Consider the following 22,032-nt stretch of genomic DNA (forward strand, 5'->3'; position numbering starts at 1 on the left):
CGCAGCCTGCGGCAGCTCCTACAGGGGTTTATGTGTGTTTCATGTATACGTTTACCCCCTACCAAAGCCCCCCCAAACCTCCTTCGAAAGTAGCATTCGGGCGCCCGGTGCCCCGTGCATTAATGGCTCTACCGGAATCGCCCGGCACAAGAAGAGGAATGACCCATGTGGACTAAACCCGCGTTTACCGATCTGCGCATTGGCTTCGAAGTGACGATGTATTTCGCCAACCGTTGATTGACCACCCGGCCAGCCGTTGCGTTGGCCGGGCCTGCCTTCTGGAGCATTGCCCATGCACATCCGCGTTCTCGGCTCCGCTGCTGGCGGTGGTTTTCCGCAGTGGAACTGCAACTGCCGCCAGTGCGCCGGTATGCGCAATGGCAGCCTGCGCTCCCGGCGTCGCACGCAGTCCTCGATTGCCCTGAGCGACAACGGGGTGGACTGGGTACTGTGCAATGCTTCACCGGACATCCGCGCGCAACTCGAGAGTTTTGCGCCGCTGCAACCGGCGCGACGCTTGCGTGACAGCGCCATCGCCGGCGTGGTGCTGCTGGACAGCCAGATCGATCACTGCACCGGCCTGTTGAGCTTGCGCGAAGGCTGCCCACATGCGGTGTGGTGCACCGAGCGGGTTCATCAGGATCTCAGCAGCGGTTTCCCGCTGTTTACCATGCTCAGGCACTGGAATGGTGGGTTGCAGTGGCAACCGGTTGCACTGGATCGCGAACCCTTCAGTATCGGCGCCTGCGCGCACCTGCGGTTTCACGCGATTCCCCTGGTCAGCAACGCACCGCCGTATTCGCCCAATCGCGGTGATCCGCAACCGGGCGACACCATCGGGTTGTTCGTTGAAGACCAACGCAGCGGCGCATCGCTGTTTTACGCACCTGGCCTGGGCCAGGTCGATGATCAAGTGCTGGCCTGGATGCAGCGCGCCGATTGCCTGTTGCTGGACGGCACCCTATGGCGCGATGACGAGATGCGTATCTGCGAGGTCGGTCAAAGCCTGGGCAGCGACATGGGCCATCTGCCCCAGAGCGGTCCCGGCGGCATGCTGGAAGTGCTGCAAGGTTTTCCCCGCCAGCGCAAGGTGCTGATCCACATCAACAACACCAACCCGATCCTCGATGAAGACTCGGCCGAGCGGGCGTTGCTGGAACGGCGGGGGATCGAGGTGGCTTATGACGGCATGAGTATTGAGCTGTAGCTGATGGCCCCATCGCTGGCAAGCCAGCTCCTACAGGTTCGTGTACGCCGCAAAACCCTGTAGGAGCTGGCTTGCCAGCGTTGAGGCCGGATCAGACACCGAAGATTCCCCGGAGACCCGCAATGACCGATACAGCCATGACCCCCACCGAATTCGAGCAGGCCCTGCGTGCCAAGGGCGCCTACTACCACATCCACCACCCGTTCCATCAAGCGATGTACGCCGGCCGCGCCACTCGCGAACAGATCCAGGGCTGGGTCGCCAATCGCTTTTACTACCAGGTCAACATCCCGCTCAAGGACGCCGCGATCCTGGCCAATTGTCCCGACCGTGAAGTGCGCCGCGAATGGCTGCAACGCATCCTCGATCATGATGGCGTGCCCGGCAGCGAAGGCGGTATCGAGGCCTGGCTGCGCCTGGGCGAGGCGGTGGGGCTCGATCGCGAGCAGATCCTGTCACAGGAGTTGGTGCTGCCCGGCGTACGTTTCGCCGTGGATGCCTACGTCAATTTCGCCCGTCGTGCCTGTTGGCAGGAAGCGGCGAGCAGCTCGCTGACCGAGCTGTTCGCACCGCAGATCCATCAATCGCGACTCGATGCCTGGCCGACCCATTACCCGTGGATCGACGTCGCCGGCTACGACTACTTCCGCACGCGACTGAGCCAGGCCCGGCGCGATGTCGAACACGGCTTGCGCATCACCCTGGCACACTACGTCACCCTCGAGGCCCAGCAACGCATGCTGCAGATCCTGCAATTCAAGCTCGACGTGTTGTGGAGCATGCTCGATGCCATGAGCATGGCCTATGAGCTGGAGCGTCCGCCGTATCACACCGTCACCCGGGACAACGTCTGGCATCGGGGGATTGCCCTGTGAGCCTGATCGATCGCGAGCAGTCACCCTCATTGCGCCGGGGCTTTCGCCTGCAATGGGAACCGCGCCAGGACTGCCATGTGCTGCTGTACCCCGAAGGCATGATCAAACTCAACGCCAGTGCCGGGCAGATTCTCGAACTGGTGGACGGCCAGCGCAACGTCGCGGCGATCATCGATCAGCTGACGGCGAGTTTTCCTGACGTACCGGGGATCGACGAGGACGTGCTGGCCTTCCTGGAGGTGGCCCATGCGCAATTCTGGATCGAATGACGCGCTACCGGGACCGCCGTTGTGGCTGTTGGCGGAGCTGACCTATCGCTGTCCGTTGCAGTGCCCGTATTGCTCCAATCCATTGGATTTCGCCCGGCACGGCGAGGAACTGGACACACAGGAATGGATCCGGGTATTCCGTGAGGCGCGGGACATGGGTGCCGCGCAGTTGGGCTTTTCCGGTGGCGAACCACTGGTAAGGCAAGACCTGGCCGAGTTGATCAAGGCCGCCCGGGACATGGGTTACTACACCAACCTGATCACCTCGGGCATCGGCCTGACCGAGCAGAAGGTGCGGGACTTCAAGGTCGCCGGGCTCGATCATATCCAGATCAGTTTCCAGGCCGCCGACGAAGCGGTGAACAACATGCTCGCCGGCTCGCGCAAGGCGTTCGCGCAGAAACTGGCGATGGCCCGGGCGGTGAAAGCCCAGGGCTATCCGATGGTGCTGAACTTCGTCACCCATCGACACAACATCGATGACATCGCCAGGATCATTGATTTGTGCCTGGAACTGGAAGCGGATTTCGTCGAATTGGCCACCTGCCAGTTCTATGGCTGGGCCGAGCTCAATCGCGTCGGCCTGTTGCCGACGCGCGAGCAATTGCAACGCGCCGAGCGCATCACCAACGAGTATCGCGAGCGTCTTGAGGCCCAGGGCCATCCGTGCAAGCTGATCTTCGTCACCCCGGATTACTACGAAGAACGCCCGAAAACCTGCATGAATGGCTGGGCCAACCTGTTTCTCGACATCACCCCGGACGGCACGGCGTTGCCTTGTCACAGCGCCCGGCAATTGCCCGTGCAATTTCCCAATGTGCGTGAGCACAGCATCGAGCACATCTGGAACGATTCGTTTGGCTTCAACCGTTTTCGCGGCCATGAGTGGATGAAGGAACCCTGCCGTTCCTGCGATGAAAAACACAAGGATTTGGGTGGGTGCCGGTGCCAGGCGTTCATGTTGACGGGCGATGCCGAGAACGCCGACCCGGTGTGCAGCAAGTCGCCTCATCACGGGGTGATCCTCAAGGCCCGGGAGGAAGCCGATGCGCCAGGGCTGGGTATGGAACACTTGAGGTTGCGCAATGAGAAGGCTTCCCGCCTGATCTACCGCGGATAAACCCTTGTGGGAGCGGGCTTGCTCGCGAATGCGGTGTGTCAGGTTAAGAATATGCCGACTGGCACACCGTATTCGCGAGCAAGCCCGCTCCCACAAGGGATCTGCGGTGAATCCAGCCATTGGTCTGATTGCATTCACCACTGGATGGGTTAGTGTGGACCTTACCTTCCAAAACAATAAAAAACAGGCTTTCCAATGAGCCAGAGTCTCAGTCAACTGCGTAAATTCGTTTCGCCTGAAATCATCTTCGGTGCCGGCTGCCGGCATAACGTCGGCAACTACGCCAAGACCTTTGGCGCGCGCAAGGTCCTGGTGGTCAGCGACCCGGGGGTGATTGCCGCCGGTTGGGTCGCGGATGTCGAAGCCAGCCTGCAAGCCCTGGGTATCGAGTATTGCCTCTACAGCGCCGTCTCTCCCAACCCGCGGGTGGAAGAGGTGATGCTCGGTGCCGAGCTGTACCGGGAAAATCACTGCGATGTGATCGTCGCCGTCGGCGGCGGCAGCCCGATGGATTGCGGTAAAGGCATCGGCATCGTCGTCGCCCATGGCCGCAGCATCCTCGAGTTCGAAGGGGTGGACACCATCCGCGTACCGAGCCCGCCGCTGATCCTGATTCCGACAACGGCCGGCACCTCGGCCGACGTCTCGCAATTCGTGATCATCTCCAATCAGCAGGAGCGCATGAAGTTCTCCATCGTCAGCAAGGCGGTGGTACCGGACGTGTCGCTGATCGACCCCGAAACCACCCTGAGCATGGACCCGTTCCTCTCGGCCTGTACCGGTATCGACGCGCTGGTGCATGCCATCGAAGCCTTCGTCTCCACCGGGCACGGGCCGCTGACCGATCCCCATGCACTGGAAGCCATGCGCCTGATCAACGGCAACCTGGTGCAGATGATCGCCAACCCGACGGACATCGCCCTGCGCGAGAAAATCATGCTCGGCAGCATGCAGGCCGGGCTGGCGTTTTCCAATGCGATCCTCGGCGCGGTGCATGCCATGTCCCACAGCCTCGGCGGCTTTCTCGACCTGCCCCATGGCCTGTGCAACGCGGTGCTGGTCGAACACGTCGTGGCGTTCAACTACGACTCGGCGCCGGACCGCTTCAAGGTCATCGCCGAGACGTTCGGCATCGACTGCCGGGGCCTCAATCACCGGCAGATCTGCGGGCGCCTGGTGGAGCACTTGATCGCCCTGAAGCACGCCATCGGTTTCCATGAAACCCTCGGTTTGCACGGGGTCAGGACCTCCGACATTCCGTTCCTGTCTCAGCACGCCATGGATGACCCGTGCATCCTCACCAACCCGCGTGAATCCAGCCAGCGTGATGTCGAGGTCGTCTATGGCGAAGCCCTCTGACGAGCAACAACGGGCACTGGCGGGCCTGCTCGGATTAGGCAATCATTCGGCGCGCAAGAGCCATTACCCGGAGCTGGCCGCGCGCCTGGATGAACTGGAAGCCGAGCGCAATCGCTACAAATGGTTGTTCGAAAACGCGGTCCACGGGATTTTCCAGGCCAGCCTGCAAGACGGCATGCGCGCCGCCAACCCGGCGATGGCGCGCATGCTTGGCTATCAAGACCCGCAGGAGGTGCTGTTTTCCCTGGCGGACCTGGCGAGCAATTTGTTTGTCGGCGGTGTGCAGGAGCTGGAAAACATTGGCGAAATCCTCACCCACCAGGGCAGCTTGCACGGCTATGAAACCCAGTTGCGGCGCAAGGATGGCAGCCATCTCGACGTGCTGATGAACCTGCTGCTCAAGCCCGACCAGGAAGGGCTGGTGGAAGGATTCGTCGCCGACATCACCGAACGCAAACTCGCCCAGCAACGCCTGCAGCAACTCAACGACGAACTGGAACAGCGCGTGACCGCGCGCACCGATGAGCTGTTGGAAGCCAACCGCAACCTGCAACAGCAAATCACCCAGCGTAAGCAGATCGCCAAGGCCTTGCGCGACGCCCGTGACGCCGCCCAGGCCGCCAATCACAGCAAGGACAAATACCTCGCTGCCGCCAGTCACGACCTGCTGCAACCCCTCAACGCCGCACGGTTGCTGATCTCCACCTTGCGTGAGCGCAAGCTGCCCGAGGTCGAGCAGGTGCTGGTCGAACGCACTCACCAGGCACTGGAAGGCGCCGAGGATCTGCTCACCGATTTGCTGGATATCTCAAGGCTCGATCAAGCGGCGGTCAAGCCGGATGTCGCTCTGTATCGCCTCGACGAGTTGCTTGGGCCCCTGGTCTCGGAGTTCCAGTCCGTGGCCGAGGCCGCCGGGTTGCGTTTACGGGTGCACATGGGCGACTACGCCATTTGCACGGACCTGCGCCTGATGACCCGGATCCTGCGCAACTTCCTCAGCAACGCCTGCCGCTACACCGACGAGGGCAGCATCCTGCTGGCGGCGAGGCGCCGGGGCGACAAGCTGCGCCTGGAAGTGTGGGACACCGGCCGCGGGATTCCGGCCGATCGCCTCGATTCGATCTTCCTCGAATTCAATCAACTGGACGTTGGCCGCGCGGCCGACCGCAAGGGCGTGGGGCTGGGGCTGGCGATCGTCGAGCGCATCGCAAAAATCCTCAACTACCGGATCCAGGTGCATTCACTGCCCGGCCGGGGTTCGATGTTCAGCATCGAGGTGCCGATCTCCCGTGAAGTGCCGTTGCCCATCAGCCTCACGGTGCCTCAATCGGGCACGGGCAATCCATTGCCGGGCCGGCGCTTGCTGGTGCTGGACAATGAAGTCAGCATCTTGCAGAGCATGGGCGCGTTGCTCGGGCAGTGGGGCTGCGACGTCGTCACGGCCACCGATGAAGCCTCGGCGCTGGCAGCCCTGGCCGGCCAGGCCCCGGAACTGATCCTGGCGGACTATCACCTTGACCACGGCGTGGTGGGATGTGATGTGGTCAGGCATTTGCGTGAGCATTACCGCCAGTCAATTCCTGCGGTGATCATCACCGCGGACCGTACGGATCAGTGCCGGCGCGCATTGCAGCGGCTCGAGGCGCCGTTGCTGAACAAACCGGTGAAACCGGGCAAGTTGCGAGCGGTGTTGAGTCAGTTGTTGGGGGCGCCGGCGTGAACGCAGCTGCACATTTCGATCATTAAGTTGTCAGTTTCGGTCATTGAGTGCCGGCGGTGCGGCTTTTAGTCTGTCGAACATGACTGACGGGGGCCGTAGAGCGCCCGCTTTTTCCGTGATCGCTCGCTGTGGAGTTACCGATGACCGCCGCTCATTACCCGCACCTGTTGGCCCCGCTGGACCTGGGATTCACCACGTTGCGCAACCGCACCCTGATGGGTTCGATGCACACCGGCCTTGAGGAAAAGCCCGGTGGATTCGAGCGCATGGCGGCGTATTTCGCCGAGCGTGCCCGTGGCGGTGTCGGCTTGATGGTCACTGGCGGTATCGGTCCGAACGACGAGGGCGGTGTGTATTCCGGTGCAGCCAAGCTGACCACCGAGGAAGAAGCGCTCAAGCACCGCATCGTCACCCGCGCGGTGCATGAGGCGGGCGGCAAGATCTGCATGCAGATCCTGCACGCCGGTCGTTACGCCTACAGCCCGAAACAGGTCGCGCCAAGCGCCATCCAGGCGCCGATCAACCCGTTCAAGCCCAAGGAGCTGGACGAGGCAGGCATCGAGAAGCAGATCAGCGATTTCGTCACCTGCTCGACCCTGGCCCAGCAGGCCGAGTACGACGGTGTCGAGATCATGGGCTCGGAAGGTTATTTCATTAACCAGTTCCTTGCCGCTCACACCAACCACCGCACCGACCGTTGGGGTGGCAGCTACGAAAACCGCATGCGCCTGCCGGTGGAAATCGTCCGTCGCGTACGCGAGGCGGTTGGCCCGAACTTCATCATCATTTTCCGCCTGTCGATGCTCGACCTGGTCGAAGGCGGCAGCAGCTGGGAAGAAATCGTGCTGTTGGCCAAGGCCATCGAGCAGGCCGGTGCGACGCTCATCAACACCGGTATCGGCTGGCACGAAGCGCGGATTCCAACCATCGCCACCAAAGTGCCGCGCGCGGCCTTCAGCAAGGTCACGGCCAAGCTGCGCGGCTCGGTGAACATTCCGCTGATCACCACCAACCGCATCAACACCCCGGAAGTCGCCGAGCAGATCCTTGCCGAAGGCGATGCCGACATGGTTTCCATGGCGCGGCCGTTCCTGGCCGACCCGGACTTCGTCAACAAGGCTGCGGAAGGTCGCGCCGATGAAATCAACACCTGCATCGGTTGCAACCAGGCGTGCCTGGACCACACCTTCGGCGGCAAGTTGACCAGTTGCCTGGTCAACCCGCGTGCCTGCCACGAAACCGAACTCAACTATGTGCCGGTGCAGCAGGTCAAGAAAATCGCCGTGGTCGGTGCCGGGCCTGCCGGCCTGTCCGCCGCGACCGTGGCGGCCGAGCGTGGCCACGAAGTGACGCTGTTTGATTCGGCCAGCGAAATCGGCGGTCAGTTCAACGTCGCCAAGCGGGTGCCGGGCAAGGAAGAATTCTTCGAGACCTTGCGTTATTTCGGTCGCAAGCTGCAAACCACCAACGTCGAGGTGTGCCTGAACACCCGTGTCGATGTGGCAAAGCTGGTCGAGGGCGGCTACGACGAGATCATCCTGGCCACCGGCATTGCGCCGCGGTTGCCGGCGATTGAGGGCGTGGACAATGCCAAGGTGCTGAGCTACCTGGACGTGCTGCTTGAGCGCAAACCAGTGGGCAAGCGTGTTGCAGTGATCGGTGCCGGCGGTATCGGTTTCGACGTGTCGGAGTTCCTGGTTCACCAGGGGCAGGCCACCAGCCTGAACCGCGATGAGTTCTGGAAGGAGTGGGGCATCGATACGCACCTTGAAGCACGCGGCGGTGTCGCCGGGATCAAGGCAGCCCCCCATGCGCCGGCCCGCGAAGTGTTCCTGCTGCAACGCAAGAAATCCAAGGTCGGCGACGGCCTGGGCAAGACCACTGGCTGGATTCATCGCACCGGATTGAAGAACAAGAAGGTGCAGATGCTCAACAGTGTCGAGTACCTGAAGATCGACGACGAAGGCCTGCACATCCGCATCGGCGAAACCGGTGAGCCGCAGGTGCTGGCGGTGGACAATATCGTGATCTGCGCAGGGCAGGACCCGTTGCGCGAGTTGCAGGACGGCCTGGTGGCGGCGGGGCAGAACGTGCATCTGATCGGTGGCGCGGATGTAGCGGCGGAGCTGGATGCCAAGCGGGCGATCAATCAGGGATCGCGGTTGGCGGCCGAGTTGTAATCCGCAAGCCCCGCGTGCCAATGGCCTTCGCGAGCAGGCTCGCTCCCACATTGGATCTGTGTCGTTCAGAGAACCCTTGTGGGAGCGAGCCTGCTCGCGATAGCTGCTTATGAGCGACTAGAATGCTGACTCTTCATGAGCTCAATCAGGCGCCAATGTTTTCTTCTGCTTCCAACTGGCTACCCCAAGCGCCCCTCGAGTCCCTCCATCTTGACTGGCTCAAAACCGCCGACATCGAAGTCGCCATCCTGCGCCTGGACCAGATCGACCCGCTGATCAGCGGCAACAAATGGTTCAAACTCACCGAACACCTCAAGGCAGCCGACCAGGCAGGCGCCAAGGGCATCATCAGCCTCGGCGGTGCGCATTCCAATCACCTGCATGCGCTGGCCGCAGCCGGCAAGCGTTTCGGTTTCGCCACGGTCGGCCTGTTGCGCGGACATGCTCAACAAACGCCGACGGTGAACGATTTGCAGGCGTTGGGCATGCAACTGCACTGGCTTGGTTATGGCGGTTATCGGGCGCGGCATGAAGCGGGTTTTTGGGAGCCATGGCTGGCGCAGTATCCCGATCTGCTTGCGGTTGCGGAAGGCGGCGGCGGGCTGCCGGGGGCACAGGGTTGCGTGCAACTCAAGGCATTGGCCTGTCGGCAACTGGACGCACTGGGCTGGAGCGGCTACGACGGTTGGTGGCTGGCCTGCGGAACCGGCACGACCTTGGCGGGCCTGGTCCTGGCCGAGGCGGGAGAGCACCCGGTCTATGGCGCCCTGGCGGTGCCCGGTGATCATGGCGTGGCACAGCAGGTCGCAAGGATTGTGGAGGAGGCGGGCGTGAATCATTCGTCTTATGAACTGTTCGACGCCAGCCGTGGAGGCTTTGCCAAGGTTGACCCGCCGTTACTCGAATTCATCGCGCGGACCGAACAAGCCAGCGGCATTGCCCTGGAACCGCTGTACACCGGCAAGGCATTGCTGGCGCTCAGGCAGCAGGTCGAGGCGGGGAAGTTTGCCCCGGGTACGCGGCTGATCTTTATTCACACGGGCGGCTTGCAAGGCCTGCGGGGTTTCAATCCACAAGCCTGATACGGGTGATCTCAAGTGTCCCTGTTCACCCGCTTGGGCATCATCCGCAACAAGGTGTTATCGCCCACCACATAGTGATGATACAGCCCGGCGACGGCGTGCAGGCCGATCAGCCAGTAGCCGATGGTGCCACCGAGTTCGTGCCAGCCCTGGATCTGCTTGGCCAGGTCTTTGTCCTGCGCGATCAAAAGGGGCAGGTCGAAGCCGTAGAACATCACCTGGTTACCTTTGGCGCTGGTGACCAGCCAACCCAGTATGGGCATGACGATCATAAAGATGTACAGCGCCCAGTGCATCAATCTGGCCAGCATGGTTTGCCACTGGGGCGAGGCTGGGAAGATCTGCGGTGCCGGGCCGAGGCTGCGGGCGAACAAGCGTAGCCAGACCAGCACGAATACGGTCAGGCCAAGCATGAAGTGCGACTCCACGATCAGCGTTCGACCACCGCTACCCTTGGGAAAAAGGCCGCGCAGCTCGATGCAGGCGTAAACCAATGCCAGCAGGACCAGCATCAACCAATGCAGCGCGATCGAAACGGTGCTGTAGCGCGAGTCGGAATTTTTCCACGGCATACGGTGTTCCTCACAGGGGGGTGTAACCACCGTTAACTGTAATCCTGTTTCACCGGGTTTGCCTGAGGCTATTTGACGCTGAATGCTCTGTAGGAGCTGCCGCAGGCTGCGATCTTTTGACTTTTTAAGATCAAAAGATCGCAGCCTGCGGCAGCTCCTACAAAGGGGGGCGGTGAGTCAATTGGTTTGCGGCATCTCGCCTTTGGCCAAGCGCTTGTTGATGTCGGCAATCACTTCTGGCAAGTCGGTGATGGTGTCGATCATGTAGTGCGGGCGCGAACCTTCGAACAAGGCGTGGATGCGCTTGCGTTCGCTGTCCAGCGTGTCGCTGTCCAGGGCGCGATAGCCTTCATAGTCCAGCCCCAGCGCGTTGCCCGAACAGATCAGCGCCACGGTCCACATGCCGGCACGACGGCCTTCGAGAATGCCCGGTACGGTGTCGTCGATCTTCACGCAAGCGGCGACATCGTCGATGCCCAGGGCGATCACGTTGGCCAATGCCTGTGCTGGCCATGGACGGCCGTTCGGCACTTCGTCGGTGGCGACCACGTGGTCGGCCACGTAGCCGTTGGTGGCGGCCAGTTCGACGACTTTATCCATGACCTGTTTCGGATAGCCGGAGCAGGAGCCAATCTTGATCCCCTGTTGGCGCAGGTTGGCGATGGTGTCCAGGGCGCCGGGAATCAGCGCCGAGTGTTCGGCGATTTTCTCGATCTGCAGTGGCATGAAACGCTGGTAGATGGCGGTGACGTCAGCGTCGGTGGGCGTACGGCCGAATACCTTGCGATAGCGCTCGGCGACTTGCGGCTGATCGCACAGGGTGCGGATGTGGTCCCACTTGCCCATGCCCATCGGGCCACGGGCTTCTTCAATGGAGACCTGGACGTCGAACTCGGCGAACGCCTCGACGAAAATCTGCGTTGGTGCGAACGAGCCGAAGTCGACCACGGTGCCGGCCCAGTCGAGGATGGCGGCTTGCAGTTTGGTTGGGGTGGTGTAGTTCATGGTGATCAAGTCCTGTGGCAACTGGCTAAATGGAGAGCTGCTTTTTGTGGGAGCGAGCCTGCTCGCGAAGGCGGAGTGTCAGTCGACATCATCGTTGAATGCCAGGACGCTTTCGCGAGCAAGCCCGCTCCCACAGGGGAAAGTGGTGGAGGTTAGATCTCGAGGACTTCCATCTCGCGCAGCACCTCGGCAATCGCCGCCACGGCTTCGCGCATTTGCGAAGGTTGCACATGGCCGATGCAGCCGACGCGGAACGTCTCGACCTGGGTCAGCTTGCCGGGGTAGAGGATGTAACCCTTGGCCTTGACCCGCTCGTAGAACGCCTTGAACTGATAGCGCGGATCTTTCGGTGCATGGAAGGTCGCGATGATCGGCGCCTGGATGGCGGCCGGCAGGAAGCTGCGCAGGCCCAGCGCGGCCATCTCCTCCATCAGGGCCTGGCAGTTGGCGGCGTAGCGCTGGTGGCGGGCTGGCAGGCCACCTTCTTCGTTGTATTGCAGCAGGGCTTCGTGCAACGCGGCGACCACGTGGGTCGGCGGGGTGAAGCGCCATTGCCCGGTCTTGGCCATGTAGGTGTGCTGGTCGTGCAGGTCCATCGCCAGGGAGTGCGAGTTGCCGGCGGCGTTGGCCAGGGATTCTTTGCGGGCGAAAACGAACCCCATGCCCGGTACGCCTTCCAGGCATTTGCCGGAAGCGGCGATCAGCGCATCGAACGGCACCTGTTGCGCGTCCACCGGCAGCGCGCCGAAGGAGCTCATGGCATCGATGATCAGGCGTTTGCCGTGTTGCGCGACCACCTGGGCGATTTCCGGCAGCGGATTGAGGATGCCGGTGCTGGTTTCGCAGTGAATCAGGGCAACGTGGGTGATGCCATCGTCGGCCCGCAGCAGGCGGTCGACGTCGGCAGCGGTGGTCGGTTCGTCTTCGGCGGTCTCGAACGTACTGAACGAGCGGCCCAGCACTTCGCAAATCTTCGCCAGGCGCTTGCCGTAGGCACCGTTGATCAGCACCAGGATCTTGCCGTCGCGTGGCACCAGCGTGCCGATCGCCGCTTCCACGGCGAAGGTGCCGCTGCCTTGCAGGGGCACACAGTGGTGGCTGGCCGCGCCGTTGATGATCGCCAGCAGTTGGTCGCACAGGCTGGCGGTCAACTGGTTGAATCGGTCATCCCATGAACCCCAGTCAACCATCATCGCCTGGCGGGTGCGGGCCGACGTCGTCAACGGGCCGGGGGTGAGCAGGATGGGGGCGGCAGTACTCATTCTCGTGTCCTCGCAATCGATGGGATCAAGCTACGGGGCTTAAATTGCAATTTGCCGAGCTATCAATCAAATTGTTTGTCGTTATGCCAGCCATCAGTGAGACTTATTCATGAACCTGTTTCAGCTCCGTGCCTTCGATGCCGTGGCCCGTGAGGGCAGCTTCACTCGCGCCGCTGCTCGACTGTTCATCAGCCAGCCGGCGGTCACCGGGCACATCAAGGCGCTGGAGGAGCACTACCAGATCACCCTGTTGCGCCGCACCGCGCGACGGGTGGAGCTGACGGAGGAGGGCACCCGACTGGCGGCGATCACCCGGGCGATGTTTGGTCTGGCCGAAGAAGCGCAAGCGATGCTGGAGGCCAACCGGCAGTTATTGACCGGGCGCCTGGAAGTGGCGGCGGACGGTCCGCACATGGTCATGCCGATGCTCGCGAGCCTGCGTGCGCGTTATCCGGGGATCACCGTGAACCTGCGCTTGGGCAATGCCCAGGAAACCCTGGCGGCGTTGTTGTCCGAGCATGCCGACGTGGCGGTACTGACCGAGGTCGAACCGCGCAAGGGCCTGCACTTGCAGGCCCTGAGCGAATCGCGGATATGCGCGCTGGTACCCGAGGGGCATCCCTGGGCGCGGCGCACCAAAGGCGTACCGCTCAAGGATCTGGACCAGGTGATCATGGTGTTGCGTGAACCGAGTTCGATCACCCGGCGTACCTTCGATGACGCCTGCGTACAGGCGAAGGTCAATCCGCGGGTGTTGCTGGAGCTGGACAGCCGCGAAGCGGTGACCGAGGCGGTCGCTGCCGAGCTGGGCGTGGGCGTGGTGTCGTCGGTGGAGGTCAGCCATGACCCGCGGGTGGCGGCGGTGCCGATCATCGGGGAGGGGTTGGTCAATCGGCACATGATGGGGTGCATGGAGCGGCGGCGGGACTTGCGTTTGATCCAGGCGTTTTTCGGCTTGGCGCCTTCCAGGTAGACCGACTCGTCTGCCTTCGCGAGCAGGCTCGCTCCCACAGTGGTTTTGTGTGCGACACAAATCCCTTGTGGGAGCGAGCCTGCTCGCGAAGGGGCCTGGCCTGCCTACACCAGACTTTCGCGAACCATCTCCAAAAACGTCGCCACAATCCGCCGCGAGCTCTGTTCGCGCAAGCACACCAGCGTTTCCGTCAACCGCCGTTTGCAATCGGTGATCGGCAACGCGCATACCCGTGAGTCGGCGCCGAATTCAGCCGCCGAGACCACGCCAATCCCGATTCCCACCACCACCGCCTCACGGGCGGCTTCCCGACCCTCGACCTGGATCGCCGGGCGAATGCGGAACCCCGCCCCGGCCATTTCTTCTTCCAGGGTCTGACGGGTCACCGAACCGATTTCGCGCAATACCAGCGGCGTGTCATCCAGGTCCGCGAGGGTGATGGATTGGCGATCCGCCCACGGGTGATTGCGCGACACGAATGCCACCATCGGGTCATTGCGCAGCGGCAGCGAGATCAATCGTTCGTCGCTCACCTCGCGACCGAGCAACGCCAGGTCGGCCTGGTAATTGAACAATCGGAACAGCGACTCGTCGGTGTTGCCGGTTTCGATCTTCACGCTGATGCCGGGGTAGCGTTCGCAGAAGCGCGCGATCTGTGGCAGTACATGCACTGGCGCATCCACCGCCAGAATCAGGCTGCCGGTCTGCAATGCCTGGGAGTCCTGCAACAATTCCTGGGCCTCGGCTTCGATCACGAACAGTTTCTGGGTGACGCTCAACAAGCGCTCGCCCAGATAGGTGAGGCGTACCGAGCGTTTGTTGCGGTGGAACAGCAAAACACCGTAGCGTTCTTCGAGTTTGCGCACCTGGTCGGAAATCGCAGGCTGGGTGAGAAACAACCGTTCGGCGGCTTTGGTGAAGTTGCCATGCACGGCCACGGCATGGAAGGCTTTGAGTTGGGCGTGGGAAACCGACATGGGAATCTCCAGTAACAAGCTGCGCTTATTTTGGAAATACGATAAAGCGATTTCACTTATTAATCAGTAATTGTTTCTATTCATCTCAGGTTCCGTGACTGCTCGGTCGATTAGCGCGGATGCCATGAGCCCTTGCGTGCAGGACACAGGACTCATCTGACCGGAATCGCCCACAGGGACAAGGTGATTTCGCAGTGCTCAACAATAAGAACACAGGCGTTTTCTTTCAGATCTGCCGGCACACTCATACCCTGAGGTCAGAACCACAATGAACCAGCACATCGGCACCCTCAAACGTTGGCGCGTGCAGATCTTCGCGATCACCTGGCTTGCCTACGCCGCTTTCTACTTCACCCGCAAAGCATTTTCCGTGGCCAAGCTCGGCATCGGCGAAGACCCGACCTTCATGCTCGACAAGATGGCCATGGCCAACCTCGACGCGATCTACCTGGCCGCCTACGCCATCGGCCAATTCACCTGGGGCATCCTGGCCGACCGCTTCGGGCCGCGGGTGGTGGTGCTGGGCGGGTTGCTGATTTCCGCCGCAGCGGCACTGGTGATGGGCAGTTTCGCCACCTTGCCGATCTTCGCCACCTGCATGCTGATCCAGGGCCTGGCGCAGTCCACCGGTTGGTCGGGGTTGTGCAAGAACCTTGGCAGTTTCTTTCCCGCCCAACAGCGCGGGCAGGTGCTGGGACTGTGGAGTTCCTGCTACGCCTTCGGCGGCCTGGTGGCCTCGCCATTTGCCGGTTGGTGGGCCTATACGCTGATCGGCAGCTGGCATGCGGCGTTCATTTCCAGTGCGGCGGTGGTTGGGCTGGTCGCCGTGCTGTTTTTTATTTTCCAACGCAATACACCGCAAGACGTCGGCTTGCCGGCGGTTGAGCCAGAGCCGCAGCTGAGCGTCGAGGAGGCCCATGCCCAAAGCAAGATCAGCCTGTGGGAGCCGTTGAAGGACATCCTGCGCAACCGTACGGTGCTGGTGCTGGGGTTGGCGTATTTCATGCTCAAGCCGGCGCGCTACGCGATTCTGCTCTGGGGCCCGGTGATCGTTTTCGAACAGATGCCCTCGGTGGGCAAGGTCGGCGCGGCGATCATTCCTACCGCGTTCGAACTGGCCGGCTTGCTCGGGCCGATCATGCTCGGCCTGGCCTCGGACAAACTGTTCGGCGCCCGGCGCATGCCGGCCTGCGTGCTGAGCCTGTTGGCATTGACCGTGTCCCTGGGGTTTTTCATGGGTGCGCTGCACAGCGGTAGCGTGGTGCTGGTTGTGGCCTTGCTGTTCGTCATGGGCCTGACGCTCTACGGACCTGACTCGATGATCAGCGGTGCGGCCGCCATCGACTTCGGCACCGCCAAGGCGGGTGCCACGGCAGCGGGGTTCGTCAACGGTTGCGGTTCGGTCGGGGCGATTCTCGGTGGGTTGCTGCCAGGCTACTTCGACAGCGTTACCGTCTTCATCGTCTTTGCCGGCTGTGCATTGTTCTCTGCCGTGGTACTCATCCCGCACTGGAACAGCCGCCCCGCGGGCCAAGGCAGCCACAAGGCCCGCGTGCCCAATCAGGCGATCACCATAAAAACCCTGCGCACCTGAACGGTCACTCGGGGTCGGTGCGATTGATCAGCCAGTCGAGCAGCAGGCGGGTGTCGCTGTGGCGGGTGTCGGTGCGTACCGCTGGCGGGCTGCGCAGCTGCCCACCGCTGGCGCAGAACACCGGTCGGTCGGGGTCGCTGTCGAGAAAACTGACCCAGCCGTCGCTGCCGGCCATTGGCAGCTGGCTCGGTTCCCCGGGGGCAGGGGACATCGCCAGCGCGACAGGCAGCCAGAGGCCGGTGCTCGCCTTGGGATCGACCTCCCTGCCTGGCCACAAAGTCACCAGCAGGCGGCCTTGATCATCCTGTTTTGCGTGCTGCCCAGGCAGGCCATGGACCCGGGCGGGCTGGAAGCCAGGGATGCGCGGCCTGGCCTGGTCCAGGGGTGGGCGAAAAACCGTCGACCAGGGAATGGCCGTGAACTGATTGTGATAACGCCGGGCAATGCTGTCCTGAGACAGGATCGAACCCTGCTGGCCATGATGCCGTGCCTGGCAGACCAGCCATTGGTCGTTGAACCCAGGCACGGGATGCTCGGCTATCTGCACGATGCGTGCGCTGCGTAACAGGCCCTGATTGCTTTTTCCGTGGAGCTGCAATTGCTGGCAACGCATACGCTGCAGGTCGCGGCGCTCGAGTTGATCTCGATGACGTTGCTCCTGGGAAGGGCGGGGTACACAGGTGTGGGAAAAAGCGTGATTGGCCGCGCCTTCATCGATCGCAATTCCACGATTTTTCGCCGCCACTCGTGGGTAAACGGCTTGTGAGTCATGGCGCTGGAACAACTCGCTGATCACAGGCGTGGTGCCATCGCCTGGTTCATCGCCCTGGAAAGGCATCAGCAGCGGCTCCTGGGGAAAGCTCATGTTGTCGTCGGCCAACACCAGTACATGACCGTCACGCCGGTGTTCGAAGTGATAGTGAATGCCTTCCTCCTCGCACAGGCGCTGCAGCAAGGCCAAGTCGGTTTCCTCGTACTGAATGCAAAAAGGCCGCAGGGGATAATGCCCGTCTGCCAGCTCCAGGCGATAGCTGTCGGCGGGCAGGTCATGTTCTTCCAGCAGCTGGCGCAGGATCATCGGCACGCTGAGGTGCTGGAAGATCCGCCGCGATGGGTATCGATCCAGCGCTTGAAGGGCCGGCACCAGGACCAGTTTATAGCTCACCCGTCCTTGCCCCCGGTGTTCGCAGCTGGCGCTGTGCAATACGCCATGAATGCCCTGGCCTTGCCCAAGGTCGAGCAACGCCGATTGTTGCAGCAGCCGTTCAAGGTTGAGGGCCGGTGCCAGGCCGATCACTTCGATATCGAATCGATAGGGTTGGTTGAGGGCCTCGTGCCCACTGAACTGCACAACTTGCAAACTCAGGTGGTCGTCGAGGAGTGTCAGGGTGTAGGGACTTTCCTTGTCGTTGTGCATCGGACGTGTTTCTACCATGGAGTACGGCCACAGAGAGTACGAAACCCGCATGCCTTGTGGACATCGCCAATCGAAATTTCAGAATTGCCCTACAACCATCGGTAAAGATGCCGATCCTTGGATGACCCTGAGATTTTTTGGTCGATTGCCAACTTTAGGCCGTATAAACTTGGCGCCATGCGTCGGCCAATAGATGTTTCGGCGCCATAGACAAGAGAGTGAGTAATGGGCGCACAGTGGAAGGTTAAACACAAAGAAGCGGCAGCCAATGCCAAGGGCAAGATCTTCGGCAAACTGGTGAAGGAAATTACCATTGCTGCGCGCAACGGTGCCGATACCGCCACCAACGCACACCTGCGTCTGGTGGTCGAACAGGCCAAGAAAGCTTCGATGCCAAAGGAAACCCTGGATCGCGCGATCAAGAAAGGCGCCGGTCTGCTGGGCGAAACCGTGCAATACCATCGCGTGACCTATGAAGGCTTCGCGCCGCATCAGGTACCGCTGATCGTCGAGTGCGTAACGGACAACATCAACCGCACCGTCGCTGAAATCCGCGTTGCTTTTCGCAAGGGCCAACTGGGCGCTTCCGGTTCGGTGGCCTGGGACTTCAACCACGTGGGCATGATCGAGGCCTCGCCGGACACCCCCGATGCCGATCCGGAAATGGCCGCCATCGAAGCCGGTGCCCAGGATTTCGAACCAGGCGAAGACGGCGCGACGCTGTTCCTGACCGAACCTACGGACCTGGACGCGGTACAAAAAGCCCTGCCTGAGCAAGGTTTCACCGTGTTGTCGGCCAAGTTGGGCTACCAGCCGAAGAACCCGGTCAGCGGCCTGAGCGACGAGCAAATGGCTGAGGTCGAAGCGTTCCTTGAAGGGCTCGATAACCATGATGACGTGCAGGATATGTTTGTCGGCCTGGCCGGTTGATTTGCGTCCTCACAGCGACTGAGAAACCTGGCCTCACGGCGGGTGAATAACCTGTAGGAGCGAGCATGCTCCGGGCGGCGTTCCGACGATGAACCTGAAAGCACCGAGGGGTGTCAGGTGCCCAGCGTCATCGTTGACGACCATCGCGAGCATGCTCGCTCCTACAGATGCCTGCCCCCAACTCAAACCCCCTCCCTTACCTCCACCAATTGCCCCAACCGGCTGCGCGTGCGCGCCAGGTCTATAGCGTCACCGCCCAGGCTTTCGCGCAGGGAGCGCTGGCTCAGCAATGTCAGGTGCTTGTCCTGGTCATACAAGACGTCGACCAGGTTGATGAAGCGCTGCTGGGCGGCAATCGAGCAGTCGGCGAGGTCGGGCAGGTCGTCGATGATCCAGTGATCGAAGCGGCGGCAAAGTTCCAGGTAATCCATGACCGCTGTGGGGTGGTCGCACAGGTCGCTGAAAGTAAAACCGACGACGCGTCCTTCGCAGTAGCGGGCCGATAGATGGCGAGTGCCAACAGCCAAGGCAATGGCCGATGCGTTCGGCGCCGGCAGGTTCGATGCCTGGCGTTGCGCCAGCGTGGCGGGCCAGACGTAGCGGCCCTGGGTGAACAGCTGGTGCGCATGGGTTCGGGCCTGGCTGCGATAGTCGTGGGGCCCGCCGACTTCCATGACCTGCATGCGCGCATTGATCAGGTCGATCACGGGCTTGAAGCGCGCATGGTAAAGCGGGTTGGGCAGCAGGCCTTCAGGCGGGTAATTGGAGGTGACCAGCAGGAGGATCCCCCTGTGGAACAGCGCCTTGAACAGTCGCGTGATGAGCATCGCATCGCCGATGTCGTGGACGTGAAACTCGTCGAAACACAGCACCCGACAATCGCTCAATAAATCATCCAGCGTGGTCGCCAGCGCATCCGGTTGGTCGCGATGGCTGAACATGCCCTCGTGCAGGCGGGCAAAAAAACCGTGGAAGTGCAGGCGCTGCTTTTGGGCAATGGGGATCGCCTGGAAAAAACCGTCGAGCAGCCAACTCTTGCCACGGCCGACGGCGCCGTGCAGGTAAAGCCCGGGCGGTGTATTGCCCGGCGTGCCTGACAGCCTTGACGCGTGCTGCGCCATGCAGTCGATGACCCGTTGCTGGCTATGGCTGAGGGTGTAGCCCTGGGAACAGGCCTGGCGATGAAAGTAGTCATGAATGACCCGCGCATGCCTGCAGTGGCGGTCAGGCCCGGTCGCTACCTTGCCAAAGAGGCTGCGCAACGCCGGCCAGCGCGGTGTAAGTCGCGAATGTTTGGGTGGTCGAGCGGCCACTGTAATGTCCCCGTGATCTTCAGTCAGGCTCCTCGAGCCGCGGCGGCATAGTTTAACCATTTGGGTAGTTTCGCTTCCAGAGGGTTTCAGGGGCAACGATGGCCGTACGTCAGGCGCAATACCCGACACCATTTGTCAACTAATTACTAAGCAGCCTAACTATTACGTTGACATTGGCTGCCTAGGCAGTAATATCTCGACATGCATTCACTGCCTAGGCAGCTAATCGGTGTTCAGATGAAGCATTTCACGCCAGACGATTTCCATAATTGCCACCTCGGTCTCTTGCTCGGGCGCGCTGCGCTGCTCAAGGACCGGATCATCGATACGCACATGGAACCCCACGGCATCACCGCGGCGCAGTTCAAGGTGCTGATCATCATGGCCCAGTTCGGCGTCGATTCGCCGGGTGAGCTGTGCCGGCACCTGTCCCTGGACAGCGGTTCGATGACGCGAATGCTCGATCGTCTGGAACAAAAAGGTTTCCTCGCTCGCCAGCGCTCCGAGGCAGACCGTCGTCAAATTCAGCTAGTGCTGACCGACGAGGGTCAGAAACTGGCCGATCTTCTGCCGGGCATCGGTTCTGAAGCCATGAATGAACTGGCCGGAGCCATCACGCCGGAAGAACTGAAAACCCTGGAATCCATTCTCAAGAAAATCCTGGTAGCGGCCGGTGACTCGATCACCCTGCAGCGGTTAGGTGACCAATGAACGTGAAAACCTTGCGTACCGGCGTCAGCCTGCTTCTGTTGGCCATGGGCTTGGCCGGTTGCGCCAGTTACAGTGGCCTGACCACCGAAGGTGTCAGCCTTGATGCAAAAAACCTCAAGGCGGGGCAATCCCTCAGCGGCGTGACGCTGTCGCCGGCGGCCTGGCCGAAAAGCGACTGGTGGAAAAGTCTCGGCGATCCGCAGCTCGACGGTCTGATCCGCGAGGCCCTGCGCGACAGCCCCGACATGCAGATCGCCGACGCCCGCGTCCATCAGGCCAGCGCCGCGGCCTATGCCGCCGACGCCGCGCGGATGCCGACACTGGATGCCAGCGCCGGCGTCAGCCGTTCGCGTCTGGCCCGGGACCAGGACCCGCTGGGACAGGGTGGCAATTACTCCACGGTGCGCAACATCAGCGCCATCTTCAATTACAACTTCGACCTCTGGGGCGGTCAGCGTGATGCCTGGGAAGCGGCGCTGGGGCAGGCCCGTGCCGCCGAGGTCGACCAGCAAGCCGCGCAGTTGACCCTGTCCGCTGACGTGGCCCGCGCCTACAGCGACCTGGGGCAGGCGCACATCGTCCATGACCTGTCCGCCGAAGACCTCAAGCGTACCCGGCAAATGCTTGATCTGAGCCAGCGCCGCCTGAGTTCGGGGATCGACAGCCAGTATCAGTTCCAGCAGACCGAAAGCCTGGAAGCCACTTCCGAAGCCAATTTGATCGATGCCGAAAAGCGCCTGCAAAGCGCCAGGATCGCCCTGGCCGTGCTGCTTGGCAAAGGCCCGGATCGCGGCAACGAAGTCGCTCGACCGAACATTCTCAAGCCGGGTGCCGTGGCCTTGCCGTCGGTGCTGCCAGCCGAACTGCTCGGACGTCGTCCTGACCTGGTGGCCGCGCGCTGGCGGGTCGAGGCGGCGAGCAAGACTATCGATGCCGGCAAAACCCAGTTCTACCCGAACTTGAACCTCAGCGCCGCGGCCGGTGCCGAATCATTACTGGGGGATGCGATGTTTGGTTCGGCCAGCCGCTTCTTCAATGTCGCACCGACGATTTCCGTGCCGATTTTTGACGGTGGTCGCCTGCGCGCCGACCTCGATTCCCGCGACGCCGACTACGACCTGGCGGTGGCGCAGTACAACAAAACCCTGGTCAGGGCGCTGGGCGACGTCAGCGACAGCATCAACCAGTTGCGTGACATCGGTCGCCAGATCGCGGCCCAGCAACACGCCACCGACATCGCCCAGGACTCTTACAACACCGTGGTCCAGCGCTACGGTTCCGGCATCGGTAACTATCTGGACGTGCTCAGCATCGAGCAGCAGTTGCTCCAGGCCCAGCGCCAATTGGCCAACCTGAATGCGGAGCAGATCGACCTGTCGATCCAGCTGATACAGGCGCTGGGCGGCGGTTTCCAGCCAGAGGCCATTGCCTCGGCCAATACCGCGCCAGCCACGCTGACCCAATAA

Annotated in this window: 20 protein-coding genes; 14 read left to right on the forward strand and 6 right to left on the reverse strand. The window is 61.8% G+C overall.

Going from position 1 to position 22,032, the window contains the following annotated elements; translation table 11 throughout:
- Positions 1-165: 165 nt before the first annotated feature.
- The 9 genes from pqqA to CGA21_RS21140 all read left to right on the forward strand — a co-directional run bounded on the left by pqqA (position 166) and on the right by CGA21_RS21140 (position 9,812).
- Positions 166-237 carry a pyrroloquinoline quinone precursor peptide PqqA gene (gene pqqA, locus CGA21_RS21100; RefSeq protein ID WP_003253598.1) on the forward strand — a complete coding sequence of 24 codons (72 nt, stop codon included), beginning with the start codon at positions 166-168 and terminating at the stop codon, positions 235-237.
- Positions 238-292: 55 nt separating this feature from the next.
- Positions 293-1,207 carry a pyrroloquinoline quinone biosynthesis protein PqqB gene (gene pqqB, locus CGA21_RS21105; protein ID WP_188264974.1) on the forward strand — a complete coding sequence of 305 codons (915 nt, stop codon included), beginning with the start codon at positions 293-295 and terminating at the stop codon, positions 1,205-1,207.
- 122 nt (positions 1,208-1,329) lie between these two features.
- Positions 1,330-2,082 (forward strand): pyrroloquinoline-quinone synthase PqqC, encoded by a 753-nt coding sequence (gene pqqC, locus CGA21_RS21110; protein WP_188264975.1) that lies wholly within the window; start codon positions 1,330-1,332, stop codon positions 2,080-2,082.
- On the forward strand, positions 2,079-2,351 hold the full coding sequence (pqqD, locus tag CGA21_RS21115) for a pyrroloquinoline quinone biosynthesis peptide chaperone PqqD (RefSeq protein ID WP_188264976.1): 273 nt from the start codon (positions 2,079-2,081) through the stop codon (positions 2,349-2,351). The genes pqqC and pqqD overlap by 4 nt, the downstream gene beginning before the upstream one ends.
- Entirely contained in the window at positions 2,329-3,471 is a 1,143-nt protein-coding gene (gene pqqE, locus CGA21_RS21120) for a pyrroloquinoline quinone biosynthesis protein PqqE (protein WP_188264977.1), read from the forward strand. Before pqqD ends, pqqE begins: the two co-directional genes overlap by 23 nt.
- Before the next feature lie 195 nt (positions 3,472-3,666).
- Positions 3,667-4,830: an alcohol dehydrogenase-like regulatory protein ErcA gene (ercA, locus tag CGA21_RS21125; RefSeq protein ID WP_046817120.1), complete on the forward strand. Its 1,164-nt coding sequence runs from the start codon at positions 3,667-3,669 to the stop codon at positions 4,828-4,830.
- Positions 4,814-6,550, forward strand: a complete 1,737-nt coding sequence (locus CGA21_RS21130) for a NahK/ErcS family hybrid sensor histidine kinase/response regulator (RefSeq protein WP_110754371.1) — start codon at positions 4,814-4,816, stop codon at positions 6,548-6,550. The genes ercA and CGA21_RS21130 overlap by 17 nt, the downstream gene beginning before the upstream one ends.
- 140 nt (positions 6,551-6,690) lie before the next feature.
- Positions 6,691-8,730: an FAD-dependent oxidoreductase gene (locus CGA21_RS21135; RefSeq protein WP_110754369.1), complete on the forward strand. Its 2,040-nt coding sequence runs from the start codon at positions 6,691-6,693 to the stop codon at positions 8,728-8,730.
- Between the two features lie 122 nt (positions 8,731-8,852).
- Positions 8,853-9,812 (forward strand): 1-aminocyclopropane-1-carboxylate deaminase/D-cysteine desulfhydrase, encoded by a 960-nt coding sequence (locus tag CGA21_RS21140; protein ID WP_411157082.1) that lies wholly within the window; start codon positions 8,853-8,855, stop codon positions 9,810-9,812.
- A gap of 11 nt (positions 9,813-9,823) precedes the next feature.
- Here the strand turns inward: CGA21_RS21140 and CGA21_RS21145 are convergent, their stop codons facing one another.
- The 3 genes from CGA21_RS21145 to CGA21_RS21155 all read right to left on the reverse strand — a co-directional run bounded on the left by CGA21_RS21145 (position 9,824) and on the right by CGA21_RS21155 (position 12,651).
- On the reverse strand, positions 9,824-10,384 hold the full coding sequence (locus CGA21_RS21145; protein WP_033043194.1) for a cytochrome b: 561 nt from the start codon (positions 10,382-10,384) through the stop codon (positions 9,824-9,826).
- Between the two features lie 177 nt (positions 10,385-10,561).
- Positions 10,562-11,389 (reverse strand): phosphonoacetaldehyde hydrolase, encoded by an 828-nt coding sequence (gene phnX, locus CGA21_RS21150; protein ID WP_110754367.1) that lies wholly within the window; start codon positions 11,387-11,389, stop codon positions 10,562-10,564.
- A gap of 152 nt (positions 11,390-11,541) precedes the next feature.
- Complete coding sequence (locus CGA21_RS21155) at positions 11,542-12,651, reverse strand: 2-aminoethylphosphonate--pyruvate transaminase (protein ID WP_188264978.1); 1,110 nt, start codon at positions 12,649-12,651, stop codon at positions 11,542-11,544.
- Between the two features lie 109 nt (positions 12,652-12,760).
- On the opposite strand from CGA21_RS21155, the gene CGA21_RS21160 reads away from it, so the two are divergent.
- A complete protein-coding gene (locus CGA21_RS21160) occupies positions 12,761-13,624 on the forward strand; it encodes a LysR substrate-binding domain-containing protein (RefSeq protein WP_020800255.1) in 864 nt (287 codons plus the stop codon).
- 104 nt (positions 13,625-13,728) lie between these two features.
- On the opposite strand, the gene CGA21_RS21165 is transcribed toward CGA21_RS21160, so the two are convergent.
- Positions 13,729-14,601, reverse strand: a complete 873-nt coding sequence (locus CGA21_RS21165; RefSeq protein WP_188264979.1) for a LysR family transcriptional regulator — start codon at positions 14,599-14,601, stop codon at positions 13,729-13,731.
- Positions 14,602-14,869: 268 nt separating this feature from the next.
- On the opposite strand from CGA21_RS21165, the gene CGA21_RS21170 reads away from it, so the two are divergent.
- On the forward strand, positions 14,870-16,195 hold the full coding sequence (locus CGA21_RS21170) for an MFS transporter (protein WP_188264980.1): 1,326 nt from the start codon (positions 14,870-14,872) through the stop codon (positions 16,193-16,195).
- A 4-nt stretch (positions 16,196-16,199) separates the two neighbouring features.
- Here CGA21_RS21170 and CGA21_RS21175 read toward each other — a convergent pair whose 3' ends face one another.
- The gene (locus tag CGA21_RS21175; protein WP_188264994.1) at positions 16,200-17,612 is read right to left on the reverse strand and encodes a type VI secretion system Vgr family protein; all 1,413 of its coding nucleotides are present in this window, start codon (positions 17,610-17,612) and stop codon (positions 16,200-16,202) included.
- Positions 17,613-17,837: 225 nt separating this feature from the next.
- Between CGA21_RS21175 and CGA21_RS21180 the strand changes: the two genes are divergently transcribed.
- Positions 17,838-18,542, forward strand: coding sequence for a YebC/PmpR family DNA-binding transcriptional regulator (locus CGA21_RS21180; protein ID WP_008063883.1), 705 nt, complete (start codon positions 17,838-17,840; stop codon positions 18,540-18,542).
- Positions 18,543-18,724: 182 nt separating this feature from the next.
- Here the strand turns inward: CGA21_RS21180 and zapE are convergent, their stop codons facing one another.
- Positions 18,725-19,855: a cell division protein ZapE gene (gene zapE / locus CGA21_RS21185; RefSeq protein ID WP_188264981.1), complete on the reverse strand. Its 1,131-nt coding sequence runs from the start codon at positions 19,853-19,855 to the stop codon at positions 18,725-18,727.
- Positions 19,856-20,092: 237 nt separating this feature from the next.
- On the opposite strand from zapE, the gene CGA21_RS21190 reads away from it, so the two are divergent.
- Together CGA21_RS21190 and CGA21_RS21195 are read left to right on the forward strand one after the other, a co-directional pair.
- A complete protein-coding gene (locus tag CGA21_RS21190; RefSeq protein WP_110754357.1) occupies positions 20,093-20,566 on the forward strand; it encodes a MarR family winged helix-turn-helix transcriptional regulator in 474 nt (157 codons plus the stop codon).
- Positions 20,563-22,032: an efflux transporter outer membrane subunit gene (locus CGA21_RS21195; protein ID WP_110754355.1), complete on the forward strand. Its 1,470-nt coding sequence runs from the start codon at positions 20,563-20,565 to the stop codon at positions 22,030-22,032. Before CGA21_RS21190 ends, CGA21_RS21195 begins: the two co-directional genes overlap by 4 nt.

The sequence above is a fragment of the Pseudomonas sp. PSB11 genome (genome assembly GCF_014596605.1).
GTDB lineage: Bacteria > Pseudomonadota > Gammaproteobacteria > Pseudomonadales > Pseudomonadaceae > Aquipseudomonas > Aquipseudomonas umsongensis.

Bases quoted from the DNA above. Each gene is read 5' to 3' on its own strand.
- CGA21_RS21165 (WP_188264979.1), bottom strand. From the start codon at position 14,601: ATGTCGGTTTCCCACGCCCAACTCAAAGCCTTCCATGCCGTGGCCGTG.
- CGA21_RS21160 (WP_020800255.1), top strand. From the start codon at position 12,761: ATGAACCTGTTTCAGCTCCGTGCCTTCGATGCCGTGGCCCGTGAGGGC.
- pqqE (WP_188264977.1), top strand. From the start codon at position 2,329: ATGCGCAATTCTGGATCGAATGACGCGCTACCGGGACCGCCGTTGTGG.
- CGA21_RS21175 (WP_188264994.1), bottom strand. From the start codon at position 17,612: ATGCACAACGACAAGGAAAGTCCCTACACCCTGACACTCCTCGACGAC.
- CGA21_RS21170 (WP_188264980.1), top strand. From the start codon at position 14,870: ATGAACCAGCACATCGGCACCCTCAAACGTTGGCGCGTGCAGATCTTC.
- pqqC (WP_188264975.1), top strand. From the start codon at position 1,330: ATGACCGATACAGCCATGACCCCCACCGAATTCGAGCAGGCCCTGCGT.
- pqqB (WP_188264974.1), top strand. From the start codon at position 293: ATGCACATCCGCGTTCTCGGCTCCGCTGCTGGCGGTGGTTTTCCGCAG.
- CGA21_RS21155 (WP_188264978.1), bottom strand. From the start codon at position 12,651: ATGAGTACTGCCGCCCCCATCCTGCTCACCCCCGGCCCGTTGACGACG.
- CGA21_RS21135 (WP_110754369.1), top strand. From the start codon at position 6,691: ATGACCGCCGCTCATTACCCGCACCTGTTGGCCCCGCTGGACCTGGGA.
- phnX (WP_110754367.1), bottom strand. From the start codon at position 11,389: ATGAACTACACCACCCCAACCAAACTGCAAGCCGCCATCCTCGACTGG.
- CGA21_RS21195 (WP_110754355.1), top strand. From the start codon at position 20,563: ATGAACGTGAAAACCTTGCGTACCGGCGTCAGCCTGCTTCTGTTGGCC.
- ercA (WP_046817120.1), top strand. From the start codon at position 3,667: ATGAGCCAGAGTCTCAGTCAACTGCGTAAATTCGTTTCGCCTGAAATC.
- CGA21_RS21190 (WP_110754357.1), top strand. From the start codon at position 20,093: ATGAAGCATTTCACGCCAGACGATTTCCATAATTGCCACCTCGGTCTC.
- CGA21_RS21145 (WP_033043194.1), bottom strand. From the start codon at position 10,384: ATGCCGTGGAAAAATTCCGACTCGCGCTACAGCACCGTTTCGATCGCG.
- CGA21_RS21140 (WP_411157082.1), top strand. From the start codon at position 8,853: ATGCTGACTCTTCATGAGCTCAATCAGGCGCCAATGTTTTCTTCTGCT.
- CGA21_RS21130 (WP_110754371.1), top strand. From the start codon at position 4,814: ATGGCGAAGCCCTCTGACGAGCAACAACGGGCACTGGCGGGCCTGCTC.
- CGA21_RS21180 (WP_008063883.1), top strand. From the start codon at position 17,838: ATGGGCGCACAGTGGAAGGTTAAACACAAAGAAGCGGCAGCCAATGCC.